At 40.0% G+C, this 19,107-nt stretch carries 7 protein-coding genes, 3 tRNA genes and 3 rRNA genes; 9 read left to right on the forward strand and 4 right to left on the reverse strand.

Annotation, left to right across the window (positions count from 1 at the left end):
* The first annotated feature begins 354 nt into the window (after nt 1-354).
* The 7 genes from L2B55_RS04835 to L2B55_RS04865 all read left to right on the forward strand — a co-directional run bounded on the left by L2B55_RS04835 (nt 355) and on the right by L2B55_RS04865 (nt 9,963).
* Nucleotides 355-564 carry a hypothetical protein gene (locus tag L2B55_RS04835; protein WP_237849156.1) on the forward strand — a complete coding sequence of 70 codons (210 nt, stop codon included), beginning with the start codon at nt 355-357 and terminating at the stop codon, nt 562-564.
* Nucleotides 565-716: 152 nt separating this feature from the next.
* A 16S ribosomal RNA gene (locus tag L2B55_RS04840) occupies nt 717-2,236 on the forward strand.
* 134 nt (nt 2,237-2,370) lie between these two features.
* A tRNA-Ile gene (locus L2B55_RS04845) sits at nt 2,371-2,448 on the forward strand.
* A gap of 42 nt (nt 2,449-2,490) precedes the next feature.
* Nucleotides 2,491-2,564 (forward strand) — tRNA-Ala (locus L2B55_RS04850).
* 123 nt (nt 2,565-2,687) lie between these two features.
* Nucleotides 2,688-5,562: ribosomal RNA gene (locus tag L2B55_RS04855) — 23S ribosomal RNA — on the forward strand.
* Nucleotides 5,563-5,635: 73 nt separating this feature from the next.
* A 5S ribosomal RNA gene (gene rrf, locus L2B55_RS04860) occupies nt 5,636-5,747 on the forward strand.
* The 16S, 23S and 5S rRNA genes sit together here with 2 tRNA genes alongside, the layout of an rRNA operon.
* A gap of 364 nt (nt 5,748-6,111) precedes the next feature.
* Nucleotides 6,112-9,963, forward strand: coding sequence for a TIM-barrel domain-containing protein (locus tag L2B55_RS04865; RefSeq protein WP_237849157.1), 3,852 nt, complete (start codon nt 6,112-6,114; stop codon nt 9,961-9,963).
* Nucleotides 9,964-10,102: 139 nt separating this feature from the next.
* Here the strand turns inward: L2B55_RS04865 and tsaD are convergent, their stop codons facing one another.
* Nucleotides 10,103-11,104 carry a tRNA (adenosine(37)-N6)-threonylcarbamoyltransferase complex transferase subunit TsaD gene (gene tsaD / locus L2B55_RS04870; protein WP_237849158.1) on the reverse strand — a complete coding sequence of 334 codons (1,002 nt, stop codon included), beginning with the start codon at nt 11,102-11,104 and terminating at the stop codon, nt 10,103-10,105.
* Between the two features lie 87 nt (nt 11,105-11,191).
* Here tsaD and L2B55_RS04875 point away from each other — a divergent pair, with 87 nt between their 5' ends.
* Entirely contained in the window at nt 11,192-15,685 is a 4,494-nt protein-coding gene (locus L2B55_RS04875) for a translocation/assembly module TamB domain-containing protein (RefSeq protein WP_237849159.1), read from the forward strand.
* A gap of 14 nt (nt 15,686-15,699) precedes the next feature.
* Here the strand turns inward: L2B55_RS04875 and L2B55_RS04880 are convergent, their stop codons facing one another.
* From L2B55_RS04880 to L2B55_RS04890, 3 genes are all read right to left on the reverse strand, one after another.
* Nucleotides 15,700-16,911 (reverse strand): bifunctional 3,4-dihydroxy-2-butanone-4-phosphate synthase/GTP cyclohydrolase II, encoded by a 1,212-nt coding sequence (locus L2B55_RS04880; protein ID WP_237849160.1) that lies wholly within the window; start codon nt 16,909-16,911, stop codon nt 15,700-15,702.
* 75 nt (nt 16,912-16,986) lie between these two features.
* Nucleotides 16,987-18,417, reverse strand: a complete 1,431-nt coding sequence (locus L2B55_RS04885; protein ID WP_237849161.1) for an LptF/LptG family permease — start codon at nt 18,415-18,417, stop codon at nt 16,987-16,989.
* Between the two features lie 47 nt (nt 18,418-18,464).
* Nucleotides 18,465-18,845 (reverse strand): START-like domain-containing protein, encoded by a 381-nt coding sequence (locus L2B55_RS04890; RefSeq protein ID WP_237849162.1) that lies wholly within the window; start codon nt 18,843-18,845, stop codon nt 18,465-18,467.
* 120 nt (nt 18,846-18,965) lie between these two features.
* On the opposite strand from L2B55_RS04890, the gene L2B55_RS04895 reads away from it, so the two are divergent.
* Nucleotides 18,966-19,039 (forward strand) — tRNA-Met (locus L2B55_RS04895).
* Nucleotides 19,040-19,107: the final 68 nt, after the last annotated feature.

A 19,107-nucleotide genomic window follows, 5' to 3' on the forward strand; every position in this document is an offset into this window, starting at 1 on the left:
CAGAGTCTCTTAATAGATAGTAGAAGTGGAAATAAACTATCATTTTAATTCTTTTTGAAGTTTTTCCTGCAGTGCTCCAGGGTGTTAGGGGGTGATGGCGGAAAAAGGGGGAGAAAGGATTTGGAGGAACGGAAAAGAGTCGTACTTTTGCGCTCCGCAATCGGAAGGAGGGCGGGAGGATTTGAGGGACGGAAGGACAGGTGAGGGGGAGCGAGCAGGAGGAAAGCCATCTGGAAACTTAAAAAGAGCGCCAAAAATTATTTTAAAATAAATTTGGCAGAAGAGAAAAAAAGTTTCACCTTTGCACTCCCGAAACGACGGGGACGCTGATGAGGAAGTCAACAGCGGAAGAAATTGAAAAACTGGCCTGAAGAGGAATCGAAAGCAGAAAAGCGAGAAAAAAAAGTTAAAAAAGTTCTTGCAGAAGTCAAAAAGATGCTTACCTTTGCAGCCCCGCTGAGACGGAAGGTCGGCAGCGAAAAAGAAGAAAGAAAAAACGACGAAGGATACAGGGAAGTCGCAAGACGAATCGGTTCGACTCCGGTACTATCCACGACAGGTTAACAGCGGTTAACCGAACGTTCTTTGAAGAGATGAGAATAGCGCAGCAACTTGTAGCAATACAAGAAGCTAGCATACAATAACTGTCAATCCAAGAGACAATGGTTCTTCGGAACCACCTGTATCGCAAGATACAAGGAACAAACTTAAAGTATACAACGGAGAGTTTGATCCTGGCTCAGGATGAACGCTAGCGGCAGGCCTAATACATGCAAGTCGAACGAGATTGAGGAGCTTGCTCTTCATGAAAGTGGCGCACGGGTGCGTAACACGTATGCAACCTACCTCTAATTGGGGGATAGCCTTCCGAAAGGGAGATTAATACCGCATAAAACAGCAGAATGGCATCATTTAACTGTTAAAACTAAGGTGATTAGAGATGGGCATGCGTTGCATTAGCTAGTTGGTAAGGTAACGGCTTACCAAGGCTACGATGCATAGGGGATCTGAGAGGATGGTCCCCCACACTGGTACTGAGACACGGACCAGACTCCTACGGGAGGCAGCAGTAAGGAATATTGGTCAATGGACGCAAGTCTGAACCAGCCATGCCGCGTGCAGGATGACGGCCCTACGGGTTGTAAACTGCTTTTGTCGGGGAATAAACCTCATTACGTGTAATGAGTTGAAGGTACCCGAAGAATAAGGATCGGCTAACTCCGTGCCAGCAGCCGCGGTAATACGGAGGATCCAAGCGTTATCCGGATTTATTGGGTTTAAAGGGTGCGTAGGCGGCGAATTAAGTCAGAGGTGAAAGCCTGCAGCTCAACTGTAGAACTGCCTTTGATACTGGTTCGCTTGAGTACAGATGAAGTGGGCGGAATGTGACAAGTAGCGGTGAAATGCATAGATATGTCACAGAACACCGATTGCGAAGGCAGCTCACTAAAGTGTAACTGACGCTGAGGCACGAAAGCGTGGGGATCAAACAGGATTAGATACCCTGGTAGTCCACGCCCTAAACGATGATTACTCGCTGTCGGCGATATACAGTCGGCGGCTAAGCGAAAGCGTTAAGTAATCCACCTGGGGAGTACGGTCGCAAGATTGAAACTCAAAGGAATTGACGGGGGCCCGCACAAGCGGAGGAGCATGTGGTTTAATTCGATGATACGCGAGGAACCTTACCCGGGCTTGAAAGTTAGTGAATAATCTAGAAATAGATTAGTGAGCAATCACACGAAACTAGGTGCTGCATGGCTGTCGTCAGCTCGTGCCGTGAGGTGTTGGGTTAAGTCCCGCAACGAGCGCAACCCCTATGTTTAGTTGCCAGCATTAAGATGGGGACTCTAAACAGACTGCCTACGCAAGTAGAGAGGAAGGAGGGGACGACGTCAAGTCATCATGGCCCTTACGTCCGGGGCTACACACGTGCTACAATGGATGGTACAGAGGGCTGCGACATAGCAATATGAAGCCAATCTCAAAAAGCCATTCACAGTTCGGATTGAGGTCTGCAACTCGACCTCATGAAGTTGGATTCGCTAGTAATCGCGTATCAGCAATGACGCGGTGAATACGTTCCCGGGCCTTGTACACACCGCCCGTCAAGCCATGAAAGCTGGGGGTGCCTAAAGACTGTAGCCGCAAGGAGCGGTTTAGGGCAAAACTGGTAATTAGGGCTAAGTCGTAACAAGGTAGCCGTACCGGAAGGTGCGGCTGGAATACCTCCTTTCTAGAGAAGGATAGCAGTTATCACTAGCTGCTGCGCTATACAATCTCATTTCAACACTTCAACAAGAGAAAACCCAAGTACCGGTAGGAAGGGTAGATGAATGAACAAGCCTACTGCCTGCAGGAACAATCCAAAGTCCCGTAGCTCAGTTTGGTTAGAGCACTACACTGATAATGTAGGGGTCAGCAGTTCAAGTCTGCTCGGGACTACCAAAGCGCAGGAAACGATAAAGCGGAAACAAGCGCACTTAACTTGGGGAATTAGCTCAGCTGGCTAGAGCACCTGCCTTGCACGCAGGGGGTCAACGGTTCGAATCCGTTATTCTCCACACTGAACCAAAGGGTTCATGAAGTTCTTTGACATATTGAAAGAAGTTACCTGAAAAGGTAAACGAGCAACAGATAGATTAATTTCTATAATGTAAGCATTAAGACGCAAGTCTTAGTAATAAAAGAAAGTTACTAAGGGCGCACGGGGGATGCCTTGGCTCTCAGAGGCGATGAAGGACGTGATAAGCTGCGATAAGCATCGGGGATTGGCAAATACGAATTGATCCGATGATTTCCGAATGGGGAAACCTAATCAGTTGAAGACTGATTGTATAAATACGCTAACCTGCCGAACTGAAACATCTAAGTAAGCAGAGGAAGAGAAAACAATAGTGATTTCGTAAGTAGTGGCGAGCGAACGCGAAAGAGCCCAAACCTATATTGTTACGGCAATATGGGGGTTGTAGGACAGTGCCGTGGACTTAACAAAAGAACAAGAATGCTTTGGGAAGAGCAGCCATAGAACGTGACAGCCGTGTATTGGTAAGATTGTTATACCTAACTGTATCCTGAGTACCGCGAGGTCGGAGACGCCTTGTGGGAATCTGCCAGCACCATCTGGTAAGGCTAAATACTACTGAGAGACCGATAGTGAACAAGTACTGTGAAGGAAAGGTGAAAAGAACCCCGAACAGGGGAGTGCAATAGAACCTGAAACCGTGCGCTTACAAGCGGTCGGAGCAGCAAAAGCTGTGACGGCGTGCCTTTTGCATAATGAGCCTACGAGTTACTTCTCACTGGCAAGGTTAAGGATTTCAGATCCGGAGCCGAAGCGAAAGCGAGTCTGAATAGGGCGCATAGTCAGTGGGAGTAGACGCGAAACCTTGTGATCTACCCTTGAGCAGGATGAAGTTGCAGTAACATGTAATGGAGGTCCGAACCGGTTTACGTTGAAAAGTATTCGGATGACTTGAGGGTAGGGGTGAAAGGCTAATCAAACTGGGAAATAGCTCGTACTCTCCGAAATGTTTTTAGGAACAGCCTGGCGGTTGAGTGTGCTAGAGGTAGAGCTACTAATTGGATGCGGGGGAGTCAAATCCTACCAAATCCAGATAAACTCCGAATGCTAGACACATATACGCTGGAGTGAGGCTTTGGGTGCTAAGGTCCAAGGCCGAGAGGGAAAGAACCCAGACCATCAGCTAAGGTCCCCAAATATATACTAAGTTGAACTAACGGGGTCCGATTGCATAGACAGCTAGGATGTTGGCTTGGAAGCAGCCATTCATTTAAAGAGTGCGTAACAGCTCACTAGTCGAGCGATCGGGCATGGATAATAATCGGGCATCAAGTATATTACCGAAGCTATGGATAATACTCTGTATTATGGTAGGAGAGCATTCTAACAGCGGTGAAGGTATTTCGTCAGAAATGCTGGAGCGGTTAGAAAAGCAAATGTAGGCATAAGTAACGATAATGCAGGCGAGAAACCTGCACACCGAAAGACTAAGGTTTCCTGATCAACGCTAATCGGATCAGGGTTAGTCGGGGCCTAAGGTGTAGCCGAAGGGCGAAGCCGATGGACAATGGGTTAATATTCCCATACTATCTATAATTGTGATGGGGAGACGCAGTGGTGAAAGATCCGCGAACTGACGGAATAGTTCGTTAAAGGCCGTACCTATATCATTCATAGGCAAATCCGTGAGTGATGGAGAAAGCTGAAAGTACCGCAAACCTACGGGGGCGCGGATAGTGATCCTAAAGGCTGCCGAGAAAATCCTCTAAACTTCAGGTTATAGATACCCGTACCGCAAACCGACACAGGTAGTCGAGGAGAGAATCCTAAGGTGCTCGAGTGAATCATGGCTAAGGAACTCGGCAAAATGGCCCTGTAACTTCGGGAGAAGGGGCGCCCCTTAACGGGGGCCGCAGTGAAAAGGTCCAGGCGACTGTTTAACAAAAACACATGGCTTTGCAAAATCGAAAGATGAGGTATAAGGCCTGACACCTGCCCGGTGCTGGAAGGTTAAGAGGGGATGTTAGTCGCAAGGCGAAGCATTGAATCGAAGCCCCAGTAAACGGCGGCCGTAACTATAACGGTCCTAAGGTAGCGAAATTCCTTGTCGGGTAAGTTCCGACCTGCACGAATGGTGTAACGATCTGGACGCTGTCTCAGCCATGAGCTCGGTGAAATTGTGGTATCGGTGAAGACGCCGGTTACCCGCAACGGGACGGAAAGACCCCATGCACCTTCACTACAACTTCACATTGACATTGGGTACAGGATGTGTAGGATAGGTGGGAGACTATGAAGCGGGTTCGCTAGGATTCGTGGAGTCAACGTTGAAATACCACCCTTTCTGTATTCGGTGTCTAACCCCGCGGACGTGGGGGACATTGTGTGGTGGGTAGTTTGACTGGGGTGGTCGCCTCCAAAAGAGTAACGGAGGCTTTCAAAGGTATGCTCAGTACGCTTGGTAACCGTACGTGGAGTGCAATAGCAAAAGCATGCTTGACTGTGAGGCCGACAAGCCGATCAGGTACGAAAGTAGGATATAGTGATCCGGTGGTTCTGCATGGAAGGGCCATCGCTCAAAGGATAAAAGGTACGCTGGGGATAACAGGCTGATCTCCCCCAAGAGCTCATATCGACGGGGAGGTTTGGCACCTCGATGTCGGCTCGTCACATCCTGGGGCTGGAGAAGGTCCCAAGGGTTCGGCTGTTCGCCGATTAAAGTGGCACGCGAGCTGGGTTCAGAACGTCGCGAGACAGTTCGGTCCCTATCTGTTGTGGGCGTAGGATATTTGAGTGGACCTGACCTTAGTACGAGAGGACCGGGTTGGACGAACCGCTAGTGAATCAGTTATGGCGCCAGCTGTACTGCTGAGTAGCTACGTTCGGTCGAGATAAGCGCTGAAAGCATCTAAGTGCGAAACTCACCACAAGATGAGATATCCATACAGGATCGTGGAAGATGACCACGTTGATAGGCTACAGATGTAAAGGTGGTAACATCACAGTCGAGTAGTACTAATTCTCCGAAACTTTCTGAAAAGAAAGCCTCGTTTACCAAAAAACAGCAGTAACTTCTTTCAACAATATGTCGAAACAGAACTGAAAAGATATTCAGGTGCCTATATCGGCGGTGTCCACCTCTTCCCATTCCGAACAGAGAAGTTAAGCCCGCCAGAGCCGATGGTACTGCCGTAACAGGTGGGAGAGTAGGTCGGTGCCGATTTTTATACGAAGGGAACCCAACAAAGGTTCCCTTTCGTTTTTTAGGAACTTTCATCTGCCCTATTTTTCAACTTTATTTTTAATTAGCTATTTTATTAAATCAATTTATTTTGGTGTCAAATTTTCCAATCGGCTTTTAAGCATCAAGTACAAAAGTTGTGGAGTAAGCTTTTAAGCAGTCTCCCCAATACTAAAATTGATTAAATTTATTTACGCAATCGATTACGTATCTTTTTTATTATACTTTAGCTATACCCAATTATTCTACAGGCTTTTAATAATTTTATCTATTCATTAATACTTTGTTAAGATTATTTAACGTGATTAATAAATTTGATAAAATCTGTAATTAAAACCATAATAAATTGAATAGTATAGTACAAACCAGAGCTATTCTATTGCTTGCATTTGTCATAATGCTGCCGAACCCAAAGGCACATGGGATACAAAGACAAAACGCTGTAAGAATAGAAAATCAACCTGCCACAAAAGTTGTTAAGGTCCAAAAGATTAATCCTTCTACAATAGAGGTAGTATTTGCTAATAATGAGAATTTGACCTTCGACTTTTACGGGGAAAACATCTTTAGACTTTTTAGGGATAATTCTGGAAGAATTATTCGTGACCCGGAAGCTGTTCCTGAGGCAAAAATTTTGGTTGATAATCCAAGAAAACCCATTGAAAAAGTAAATTTCACCGATGAAAATAATCTTATCTCTATCAACACAAAAGATATTTCGGTTTTAATAGATAAGAATACTTCAACTTTTAAAGTTATTAACCGCAAAAGAAATTCTGTTGTCCTGGAATCAACAACGCCAGTTATTTTTGAAAAACAGAGTGTTGTAATGTCTTTAAAAGAGCAGCCGCAAGAATATTTTTATGGCGGAGGAGTTCAAAACGGTCGTTTTTCACATAAAGGGAAAGCCATCTCTATTGAAAATCAAAATAGTTGGACTGATGGCGGTGTAGCTTCTCCCTGTCCGTACTATTGGTCTACAAATGGTTATGGCATCATGTGGCATACTTTTAAAAAAGGAAAGTATGATTTCGGTGCAAAAGAAAAAGGTGTTGTAAAATTAATGCACGAAACCAATTATCTCGATCTTTTTGTAATGGTCAATGATGGCCCGGTAGCGCTTTTAAACGATTTTTATCAACTCACGGGAAGTCCAGTTTTGTTACCCAAGTTTGGATTTTATCAGGGACATCTGAATGCATATAATCGTGATTTTTGGAAAGAAGATACCAATGGAGTTTTATTTGAGGACGGTAAGAAATACAAAGAAAGCCAAAAAGATAATGGTGGCATAAAGGAATCGCTTAATGGCGAAAAAAATAATTATCAGTTTTCAGCCCGCGCAGTTATCGATCGCTATAAAAAACAGGATATGCCATTAGGCTGGATACTTCCTAATGATGGTTATGGTGCTGGCTACGGACAAACAGGAACCTTAGATGGAAATATTCAAAATCTTAAAAGCTTTGGAGATTATGCACGCAAAAATGGGGTAGAAATTGGTCTCTGGACGCAATCTGACCTCCATCCTAAACCTGAGGTTACCCCTCTTTTGCAAAGAGATATTGTTAAAGAAGTAAAAGACGCCGGTGTTCGTGTGCTTAAAACAGATGTGGCCTGGGTTGGCGATGGTTATTCTTTTGGATTAAATGGTGTGGCTGATGTGGCACATATTACCCCTTATTATGGAAATAACAGCAGGCCATTTATTATTTCGTTAGACGGGTGGGCAGGAACGCAGCGTTATGCTACTATTTGGACTGGCGACCAAACCGGTGGTGTTTGGGAATATATCCGTTTTCATATTCCAACTTACATAGGCTCCGGCTTATCCGGTCAGCCTAATATCACTTCAGATATGGATGGTATTTTCGGAGGAAGAAATGCAGCAGTTAACATTCGCGATTTCCAATGGAAAACCTTTACACCTATGCAGCTCAATATGGATGGTTGGGGTGCTAATGAAAAATACCCGCAAGCTCTTGGTGAATCAGCTACTTCAATTAATCGTAACTATTTAAAGCTAAAATCAGCGCTTTTACCATACTCCTATAGTATTGCTAAACAAGCAATAAATGATTTGCCAATAATCAGAGCAATGTTCCTTGAGTATCCGAATGCGTATACTCATAGTGCTGCAACTAAATATCAGTACTTGTACGGGCCATATTTTTTGATTGCTCCTATTTATCAGGCAACCAAGTCAGATGAAAAAGGTAATGATATTAGAAATGGTATTTATTTGCCTGAGGGAACATGGATTGATTATTTCACTGGAGAAAAATATGAAGGGAACAGAATTATCAATGATTTCGATGCGCCTATATGGAAATTACCAGTTTTCGTAAAAAACGGAGCTATTATTCCAATGAGTAATCCAAGCAATAACGTTTCTGAAATCAACAATAAAATACGTACTTATGAAATTTATGCCAGTGGAAAAAATTCGTTTACAGAGTATGATGATGACGGTGTAAGTGAGGCCTACAAATGGGGTACTGGTGTTTCTACCGTAATTGAAACACTGACTGGTGATAAGGGTAACGCAATTATTTCAATTCAACCGGCACAAGGTAATTTTGAAGGTTTTGTAAAATCAAAAGCTACAGAGCTTAGAATTAATGTTACAGAAAAGCCTAAAGATGTTTCTGCAAAAATTGGGCAGCAGAAATTAAAACTTTCAGAAGCAAAATCATTAAGTGATTTTATCAATTCAGAAAATGTTTACTACTACAATGCTTCCCCAAACTTAAATCAATTTGCAACAAAAGGCAGTGAATTTGAGAAAGTTACCATTGCTAAAAATCCACAGTTTTTAGTAAAATTAGCCCCAAATGATATCTCCGCTAATGGTACAATTGTTGAAATTCAAGGATTTAAATTTGAACCTTTAAATAAACAACGTGTACAAACCGGTGTATTATCAGCCCCGCTTAATGCAAAAGTAACAGATAAAAACCGTGGGCCATATACATTAAAGTCTACCTGGACTAAAGTAGTTAATGCCGATTACTACGAGATAATGTTTAATGACATGAATTATAGTACTATTAAAGATACCATGTTATTATTCGAAGAATTATCTCCTGAAACTACGTATGCGTTTAAGATACGTGCGGTAAATAAGGATGGTTATTCAAACTGGGAGCAATTTAGCGCAACAACTACCGCTAACCCGTTGCAATTTGCCATTAAGGGTATTTCTGGTGAGACAACTGCCACAGACCAAGTAGGTGAAGAAATTAAAAATCTTTTTGATTTGGATGAAGGTAATACGTGGCATACCAAGTGGGATAGACAGTCAGTACCATTTGATATGGTGCTCGATTTAAAATCAATTAATCAGTTAGACAGGTTTGAATACTTGCCTCGTACAGGCGGGAGAAATGGTGTGTTATTAAAAGGCACCATCTACTACAGTAATAACAAAGAAACATGGACTAATGCTGGAACGTTTGATTGGAAAGGTAATAATGATGTAAAAACATTTACGTTTAGCGGTCAGCCAAGTGCGCGTTACATCAAAATTGCTGTTACCAGTGGTGTTGGAGGCTTCGGTTCGGGCAGAGAATTGTATGTGTTTAAAGTACCTGGAACAGAAAGTTATATACCGGGTGATATTAATAACGACCGATTAATTGATGGTAATGACTTAACTTCTTACATCAACTATACCGGACTACAGAAAGGGGATGCTGATTTTGAAGGTTATATCAGCAATGGTGATATCAATAAAAACGATATTATTGATGCTTACGATATCTCTGTTGTGGCAACTCAATTGGAAGGGGGTATAGATGGCACTAAAACAGAAAAAGTAGGAGGACGCCTCGAATTAAGGGTCCCAAAACAGGACTATAATAAGGATGAAGTAATAGAAATTACGGTTAAAGGTGTAAATCTTTCTGCGGTAAACGCCCTGAGTTTTGCATTGCCTTATAATTCGTTAGATTATGAGTTTGTAGGCGTTAAAACGCTAAACACGAAAGGGATGGAAAACTTAACCAATGACAGACTACATACCGATGGTAAAAAAGGGCTATATCCTACTTTTGTGAACGTTGGCAATAAGGAAACTTTAAAAGGTACACAAGATTTGTTTGTTTTACGTTTTAAGGCGAAGAAGAAAATTAAGTATGACCTTAAGGCAGCTGAAGGCTTGCTGATAGATGCAAGATTGAATTCAGTTAAATTTTAATTAAGACTGCCAATCATTATTAAACTGCAAGCCTTATGAGTACTTCATAAGGCTTGCAGTTTTTATGAGATAATTGAGTTGGAAATGGTAGTCGCAAATGAGTGTCATGATACTAACTCAAAGTTGAAAGTTTAACTTATTAAACACTCCAACGAGCTAAAGGACTTACTTCTTGTCCAACAAATTCTCCTTTTAAGTATTTATGATAGCCCACTATGGCAATCATGGCAGCATTATCTGTGCAGTATTGAAATTGTGGAATAAATACTTGCCATTTCCATTTTTTTTCGGCCTCAAGCAATGCATTTCTCAAACCAGAATTTGCTGAAACACCTCCTGCAATAGCAACCTGATTAATCCCCGTTTCTTTCACTGCTTTCTTTAATTTGTTAATTAACACCGAAATGATCCTGTATTGAATTGATGCGCATACATCGGCCATATTTTCTTCCAAAAAGTTTGGGTTCTCTTTTTGTTTGTCTCTTACAAAATAGAGGAAAGCGGTTTTTAAACCACTGAAACTAAAATTTAACCCAGGAATTTGCGGCTCAGGGAATTGATAAGCATTAGGATTTCCCTCTTTTGCATACTTGTCAATTAATGGCCCGCCGGGATAAGGTAAGCCTAACATCTTAGCTGCCTTATCAAAGGCTTCTCCGGCAGCATCATCGGTAGTTTGGCCAATGAGTTCCATGTCAAAATAGTCGTTTACTTTAACTATTTGCGTATGTCCTCCTGAAACAGTGAGGCATAAAAATGGGAATTGAGGCTTGGGATCATCGATAAAATGAGCCAAAATATGAGCCTGCATATGATTTACATCGATAAGGGGAATATTTAACCCCAAGGCGAAAGATTTTGCAAAAGATGTGCCCACCAAAAGAGAGCCTAAAAGGCCCGGACCGCGTGTAAAAGCCACTGCATTTATATCTTTTTTGCTTATTTTAGCGTCGCTTATCGCCTTATGGACAGCGGGAATGATGTTTTGTTGGTGAACACGGGAAGCCAGTTCGGGTACTACACCACCAAATGCTTCATGAACAGTTTGATTGGCAATCACATTAGATAAAATTTGACCATCAACACAAACGGATGCTGATGTTTCATCACATGATGATTCAATTCCTAAGATCACTGGCATAATTATTTCAATAATTAAAGAATAATACAAAGAGATATCGGCAAAGTTATTAAAATATTAGGCAAAACGCTTTTATACTTGTTCAGCTTGGTTATTATCTTGCTGGTGGTATTGTATTTTGCCGGCCAAACCAAGTGGTTTCAAACCAAAGCTGCTCAGTATGGTGCCGAATATCTAACAAAAGAACTCAAAACCCGTGTTGAAATTAAGGGGCTTTATATCAAGTTCGTAAAATCGGTGGTTATTGAAGGTCTTTACATTGAAGATCTAAGGAAGGATACTTTATTGTATTCCGGACTAATTGAGATCGACTTAAATAAGCTTAATATCAAAGGACGAAAAATATTAGTTGATGACCTTAAGCTTTATGATGCTCATTTTGCATATAAGGACTTCAAAAACAATACTTCTAACCTAAGTTTCCTTATCAATTACTTTAGTGGAACACCCGATACCACTAAAAAAGTCCCGACAAAACCCTTTGAATTTTGGGTTAACTCAATTGATATCAAGAATCTGACCTTTATCTATTTTGATGAGAAAAATGCAGGAAAGGCACGAGGCATGGATTATGCCGATATCAGAGCATCAAAGGTAAATCTACAAGCTGAAAACGTAAGTATTGATGGTGATGTAATATTAGCTGATTTAAAGAATTTAAGTGCAAATGAAAAGTGTGGATTTGTTCTGAACAAATTAGCAGGCCGGGTTAAGTATACTCCTAAGGAAATTGAAATCAATAACTTGAAGATTATAACTCCAAATAGTAGAATCAGTAAATATCTTGCATTCAGATATAAAAAGATTAGTGATTTCAATGACTTTGTTGACAAGGTTTATATGGATGCCAATTTTAGCAAAACCCATGTTGACTTTAAAGACATTGCATACTTTGCACCTGCAATAAAAAACTATACGCTTGAAGTTGATTTAGATGGAATGATCAAGGGTACGGTTACTGATTTACGTACCAAGAATGTAACATTCAGAGCAGGGAATGAAACATTGATTAAAGGAAATATAGCGGTTAAAGGATTGCCTGATATCAATAAAACTGATTTTGATCTTGAATTTGCTCAACTACAAACCAACAGAGATGATATCAATAGAATTTTAGCCAGTGTTGATCAAAAGGAAGCGGAATTGCCTGAAGTTCTAAAAACGGTTGGCAATGTAAATTTCAAAGGTACTTTTATTGGGCAATACAATAATTTTAAAGTTAAAGGCGCGTTAGTAACAGCAACTGGTACGGCATTAACCGATTTGGCAATGGATTTACGAAATATGAAGAAACCATTGTACAAAGGTTTTGCTAATGCTCAAGATCTGGACTTAGGGAAATTAACCGGAGTTAAATCATTAGGAAAAACTTCCTTTGTTGCTAATGTGGACGGTCATGGTTTTAGCATAGATAATCTCAAGGAAGATTTGAACGCTAAAATTGCTTACTTCGATTATAATGGCTATCGCTATCAGAACGTATCCATATCGGGTAAGTTAGAGCAGAAAAAATTTAACGGAGCGTTTGATATAAATGATAAAAACATTGCAATTGATTTTGATGGGAGGCTAAATTTATCTGGTAAGCGCCCTATATATGACTTTACAGCCGATGTAAAACATGCCGATTTCAGAGCTATTAAATTAATGAATGATACACTGGCAGTGTCAACCTATATTACTAGTGATTTTTCTGGAGCCAATATTGATAACATTTTAGGTTCATTAACATTTGCCAATACTAATTTAAAAACCAAAGTTGGTTCGTTTAAGATTGATAGCATCCAACTGACTTCTGTTAAAAGGGGTGATACCGCCCAAGCATTGGTGCTACGTTCCGACATGTTGGATGCATCCTTTAGAGGCAAATACTCTCTTACTCAATTAGAAGGGGCCACCAAAGGTCTTTTGTCATCATATTTGCCATCATTTAAGTGGAAGCAATTAAAAGCTCCGGTTCCACAGAATTTTGATTTTGAAATTGCTATTAAAGATGTTAAACCTATTACGTCCATCTTTCTGCCAGATTTGAAAATTGAAGATGGTGGCAGATTTATGGGTAATTTCAATTCCGCCAAAAATCAAATTACTATTAACGGGTCAATTGAAAAGTTACAATATCAAAAGTTTGAAATAGAGAATCTTATTCTTGACCAAGGTAACAGTGATGAATCTTTGTTTTTGAATATTGCCTTGGGAACGTTAGAGGTTGATAGCCTGAAGTTTAATGATGTGGCAATGTCGAATTATGTAAAGAATGACCGAGTAACTTCCAACCTGAAAGTTACTGACCCTGCCCAGATGAACTCTATTGACTTAAACTCTGAGATTCGTTTTACAGCTGATTCCACTATATTCAGTGTACTGCCTTCAGAACTGAAACTTAATAATGAGAGCTGGAAAATTGACGATAAGTTTAGGATTTTATTTGCAAAGGAAGGTTACCTAGTGGAGGATTTCACCCTAAGAAACAATGACCAAACCCTTGAAGTGCATGGAGCCATTTCCAAGAAGGATGATGAAGCATTAATTGTCAATTTAAGAAATCTGAATTTAAATATTCTTAATCCATTTCTTAAAGGGGAGGGGTTAGTAGTAGGCGGATATGTAACCGGTAATGCAAGTACCTCTGCAGTATTAAAAGCTCCTAAAGTAGGTTCAGATATGATTATTCATGAACTTTCGTTAAATAATAATATGCTTGGCGACGCAGAGATTTCATCACGTTGGTACAGCGAAACTAATGACATTAACTTTTCTATAAATGTTACCCGCGATAACCTAAATACTATAAGTGTTTCTGGAAACGTTCTGCCTAATAAGAAAGAAGATAATTTATTTGCAGATATTGAATTGAATGAAACCAGTTTAGTTATATTTCAACCTTTTTTGACTGGGTTAGTGTCTGACCTAACCGGAAAAACATCTGCCAATATATTAGTAAGAGGCAGCATTTTAAAGCCCCAATTGAATGGTAATATTGCCTTCAATAATGCAGGGGTAAGGGTTGATTATTTAAATACCCGATACACTATTAACGATAAAGTGGGGATAGAAAATGGAAAAATTCTGTTTGATAATTTCATTCTCACTGATGTGAAAAAAAACAGAGGAACAGCTAATGGAATTCTCGATCTATCCGATCTTAATAACGTAAAGCTTGATCTTAGATTGAATGCAACACGGTTCCAAGCTTTGAACACTACCTTTAAAGATAACCAGTTGTATTATGGAACAGCTTATGCCTCAGGTAACTTCTTGTTCAAAGGAACATTAGACAACATGGCCATTACAATTAATGCTACTACTACTGAAGGTACAAAGTTTTTCTTGCCGATATCAAGTGAAAGTAGTATCGGGAGCGATGATTTGGTGGCATTTGTTACGCGTGATACAATTTCCACTAAAAATATTAAAGAGAAGAAAGAGATGGCTTTACAACTAAATTTTGATTTAACTGTAAACCCAACTGCCGAAGTTTCTATTTTATTAGGGGAAAATTCTGGTGGAACAATGACCGGTAAGGGTAATGGAAGCCTTCAGCTGCGCATTAATACCCTTGGTGATTTCCGCATGTTTGGTTTGTATACTTTAACAGAAGGGAAATATAACATGAGTATTCCGGGAGTTAAAGAAGAGTTCATTATTAATAATGGTAGTACTGTTAGGTTTAATGGTGATCCTTATGAAGCCCGTATGAATGTAAGTGCTTATTTTCCTACCCGTGCAAGTTTAACCAATCTGTATACTGAAGCGCGTATTCAGGAATCTACGGAAAAAATGAATCAGAAGATTATTGTTAATACCATTATTAATGTAACCGGAAGCTTAACAGATATGGCTTATGATTTTAAGATTGAGTTTCCGCAAAACGAATCATTATATCAAAATACTTTTGCCTCTTACTTTAGTGGAGAAGGTAATGTTCAAAAACAAGCTTTTGGCTTATTGTCTACTGGAGGGTTTACTACAGAAAGTGGTCTAGGAATAGGGGGGGGAGCTATTGCAGGTTCAATGGTTGACCTAGTGTCTTCTAAACTTTCAAATTTGTTAAATGAAGCTATCGGATCACAGAATTTTGATATTAACGCAAACGTATCAGCTACAGGCGAAACGGAGGTAGGTGGAAATGTTCGTTTGTTGAATCAACGCTTGATCATTAACGGTTCATTTACCTCGAGAGATAAAAACACCACAGGCACTACTATGAGTACTAACAACAGTTCTGCCTTAAGTAGTGATATTGATATTGAATATTTGATCTTTCCTGATGGAAGCCTGCGTTTGAAGGCCTACAATCACTCAAATACCACAAATAACAGTGATTTCTTTTATGACTCAGAATATAAACAAGGGATAGGAGTACTTTACCGGAAAGATTTTGACTCCTGGAGGGAGTTTTTTGAAAATACCCGCAAAAAGGAACGTCAAAGGGAGCTGAGGCGACAACAACGAGCAGAAGAGCGAAAGAAAGAACTGGAAGAAAAAGAGAAGCAGGAGAAAGAAAAAAAGGAACAGGAAGAAAAAAACAAACAACAAGTTGATGATAATTCTGACAGTGAGCCTGTTGAGTTTGAATAAAAAAACGATCCTGATTATTCAGGATCGTTTTTCATTATAGCATGACCCATTTTATCTCGCTTGGTTAATAAGTAATTTTCATTATGCTCATTATGTTCAATCTCAATAGGCACAGTTTCAACTACTTCTAAACCATAGCCAATTAAGCCGGCACGTTTAGTAGGATTGTTTGACATTAAGCGCATTTTGGTAACGCCAAGTGAACGAATAATTTGAGCTCCCACACCGTAATCACGTTCATCCATTTTAAAGCCTAATTGAAGATTGGCTTCAACCGTATCGAGGCCGTTTTCTTGCAAATGGTAAGCCTTAAGTTTATTAATTAAGCCAATACCACGACCTTCCTGGTTCATGTAGATTATAAGACCCTTGCCTGCTTTTTCGACCATTTCCATAGCTTTATGTAATTGAGGTCCACAATCACAACGACAAGATCCAAAAATGTCGCCTGTAATACATGATGAATGTACTCGAACCAAAATTGGTTCATTTGGTTCCCATGTTCCTTTGGCTAACGCTATATGGTGTTCTCCAGTATCGATTTGAGTAAAGGCAACCATTTCAAAATTGCCCCATTCAGTAGGTAGTTTTACTGAAACTTCTTTTTTAATAAGTGATTCAGTATTTAACCTGTGTGAAATCAGGTCTTCAATAGAAATGATTTTCAGGTTGAATTTTTCAGCCATTTTCAGAAGATCAGGCAACCTGGCCATTGTGCCATCATCATTCATGATCTCACAAATTACACCAGCCGGATAAAGGCCTGCCATACGAGGCAAGTCAACAGCTGCTTCGGTATGCCCGGCACGACGAAGTACACCACCTTCAACAGCTCTTAAAGGGAAGATATGCCCCGGACGACCTAATTCATCAGGGTGGATATTCGGATCGATCATTGCCTTGATCGTTTTGGCTCTATCCTGAGCCGAAATGCCGGTTGTGCAACCATGACCTAATAAATCAACTGAAACAGTGAAATTGGTTTCGTGAGTAGCGGTATTTCTACCTACCATCATTTCGAGTTTTAACTCATCACAGCGCTGAGCAGTAATGGGGGCGCAAACCAACCCTTTACCATGAGTAATCATGAAGTTGATAGCCTCAGGAGTTACCATGTCGGCAGCCATTAAAAAATCACCTTCGTTTTCGCGGTCTTCATCATCAACCACAATCAGCATTTTTCCTGCCTTAATATCTTCAATTGCTTCCTCTATCGTATTAAGCATTATTATAAAGTTTATTGATTGAACAACGATAAAAGCAATAAAGTTTTACAAGCTGTTCAAGTGGATTATTAATTATTAATCTTTCTTTTTTGGGAAAAACTTATTGAAAAAGCGTTGGTATTTTTCAACGTCGAAAATAGCCGAATCTGTTGCAGCTTTATATGTTAAAAATATACCCATGGGAACCAATACTATTGTGGCTAACCACATCCCCTGATAGGCTTCAAGTTGACCTTGTTTTGCAAATTTTTCACCTGTCATTGATAATACGTGGAAAACCAAGAAAAATAGAATTGAAATAATTACCGGTAATCCTAAGCCTCCTTTGCGCACGATTGCACCCATAGGAGCCCCTATGAAAAACAAAACAATACAAGCAAATGATAGGGTAAATTTACGGTGAAACTCTACCATATGTTTACGTAATAATTCGTTGGTTGATTTGTTTTCATCCTTTGCTGTACTCAGATAGCTTTTTACATTCCGCATTGAGTTTATAGCATCATCGGCTACTACCATACGGTCAGTGGCCGGCATATTATTTAAGATATCCGAGTTTTTCCATTTTAAGGCTGTGTCTGCTTTTATTTTAGTATAGTTTTCATTGCGCCTGAAAATTAGAAAGGTTGGCTCGATATATGCATCCAGATTTTTTTGTTTTGATTTAAGAAGGGTTTGTAAGGAGTCTTCTTTTGAGATCAATTGCTTAACATTAAGCATCTGATAATGATCTTTAAAGAGTTCTTCTTTGGTTCGTTCAAGGTTAAAGCCAGAGAGATCAAACTTTAAGCCATATTCTTTAAAACGGATACGTGTTTGGCGCTGACGTTCATTATAACCTTTTTCTCCCGGGTTTTCAGAATACCGAACTCCGTCGTATAAGTTTAGTACCAGAAATCTGCCATCATCTGACTTAAACATTTCACCCTTTTTAGCCATCACTACATTCATATTGCCATTACCCTGGGTATGATCATAAATCATTAAGCCATGCAAGGTTTTTTCATCATGGTCTTTGCGGTTAACCCTTATAGAGTAGCCGTCAAGATCATTGTAAAAAACTCCTTCAGGAATGTTAAATGCTGCCTTCTTTTGCTTAACATCATACAACAACGATCCCATTTTAAGAAATGAGTGAGGCATTACTATGTTGGAAAAATAGAAAGCAGCTATACTGAGAAGAATCATAACTCCAACCAAAGGGAGCATTGCACGTGAGAGGGAAATGCCAGAAGCTTTAATTGCAACGAGTTCATACTGCTCTCCTAAGTTGCCAAAAGCCATAATCGAAGCCAATAAAATAGCCAACGGCAATGCCAATGGCACATTTACTGCAAAATTATAACCAAGTAATTGAAGTATAGTGTACCACTCAAGTCCTTTGCCCACCAGTTCATCAATGTATTTAAATAAAAATAACATTGACAAAATGAATGAAACAATAAAAAAAGTTGCAGCAAACGGCCTTAAATAGGATAATATAATAAGTTTATGGAGTTTCTTCATTCCACCTTTTTGAGGCACAAAGGTATTAAATAAGATGCAAAATACCTTTATGCACCAATAACACTTAACAGGCTATCGACCTGACTATCCCAAATTAATTTTCGTTCACCCTTTTCAGCTTCTGTAGTAAAATCAGTGACAGCCAGTGCTACATCTCCGGTAAGTTCGTCTTGTAATATCTCTAATTCAAAGTAACAGTAAGGCTCATCGTCTTCCCACTTAAATTTCACCGATTTGTTTTCTCGAAGCCCTAATAGCCGAGCTCTTTGTTGCTCATTATCCCACTTGAAGGTATACATATCATCCCTAACTGTGACGTCATCAGCAAACCATTGGGCTAAACCATTAGGTGTACTGATAAAATTGAATAAAATTTTTGGAGATGAATGTATCTCATACTCAAGGTTGTATTTCTTTTTAGCTCCCATCCAGCACAAAAAAATTAAATTTTTACTCGAACATATTTTTAAAGTACGTGATTTCCCCTTATATTTGCAAACCTTTTAAGAAAAGGGGTATCGGTAAAGATACAAATAAAAACCATAATTGGCGGGGTAGCTCAGATGGTTAGAGCGCAGGATTCATAACCCTGAGGTCACGGGTTCAACTCCCGTCTCCGCTACAAATGATAAAAGGCTTTTAGAGGTAATCTAAAAGCCTTTTTTAGTTTTTGTACAACTTAAGCTACTT

The sequence above is a fragment of the Solitalea lacus genome (assembly GCF_022014595.1).
GTDB lineage: Bacteria > Bacteroidota > Bacteroidia > Sphingobacteriales > Sphingobacteriaceae > Solitalea > Solitalea lacus.

What these genes read in the sequence shown, in the direction of transcription:
- L2B55_RS04885 (WP_237849161.1), bottom strand. Translation starts at nt 18,417, where the DNA reads ATGAAGAAACTCCATAAACTTATTATATTATCCTATTTAAGGCCGTTT.
- L2B55_RS04890 (WP_237849162.1), bottom strand. Translation starts at nt 18,845, where the DNA reads ATGGGAGCTAAAAAGAAATACAACCTTGAGTATGAGATACATTCATCT.
- tsaD (WP_237849158.1), bottom strand. Translation starts at nt 11,104, where the DNA reads ATGCCAGTGATCTTAGGAATTGAATCATCATGTGATGAAACATCAGCA.
- L2B55_RS04880 (WP_237849160.1), bottom strand. Translation starts at nt 16,911, where the DNA reads ATGCTTAATACGATAGAGGAAGCAATTGAAGATATTAAGGCAGGAAAA.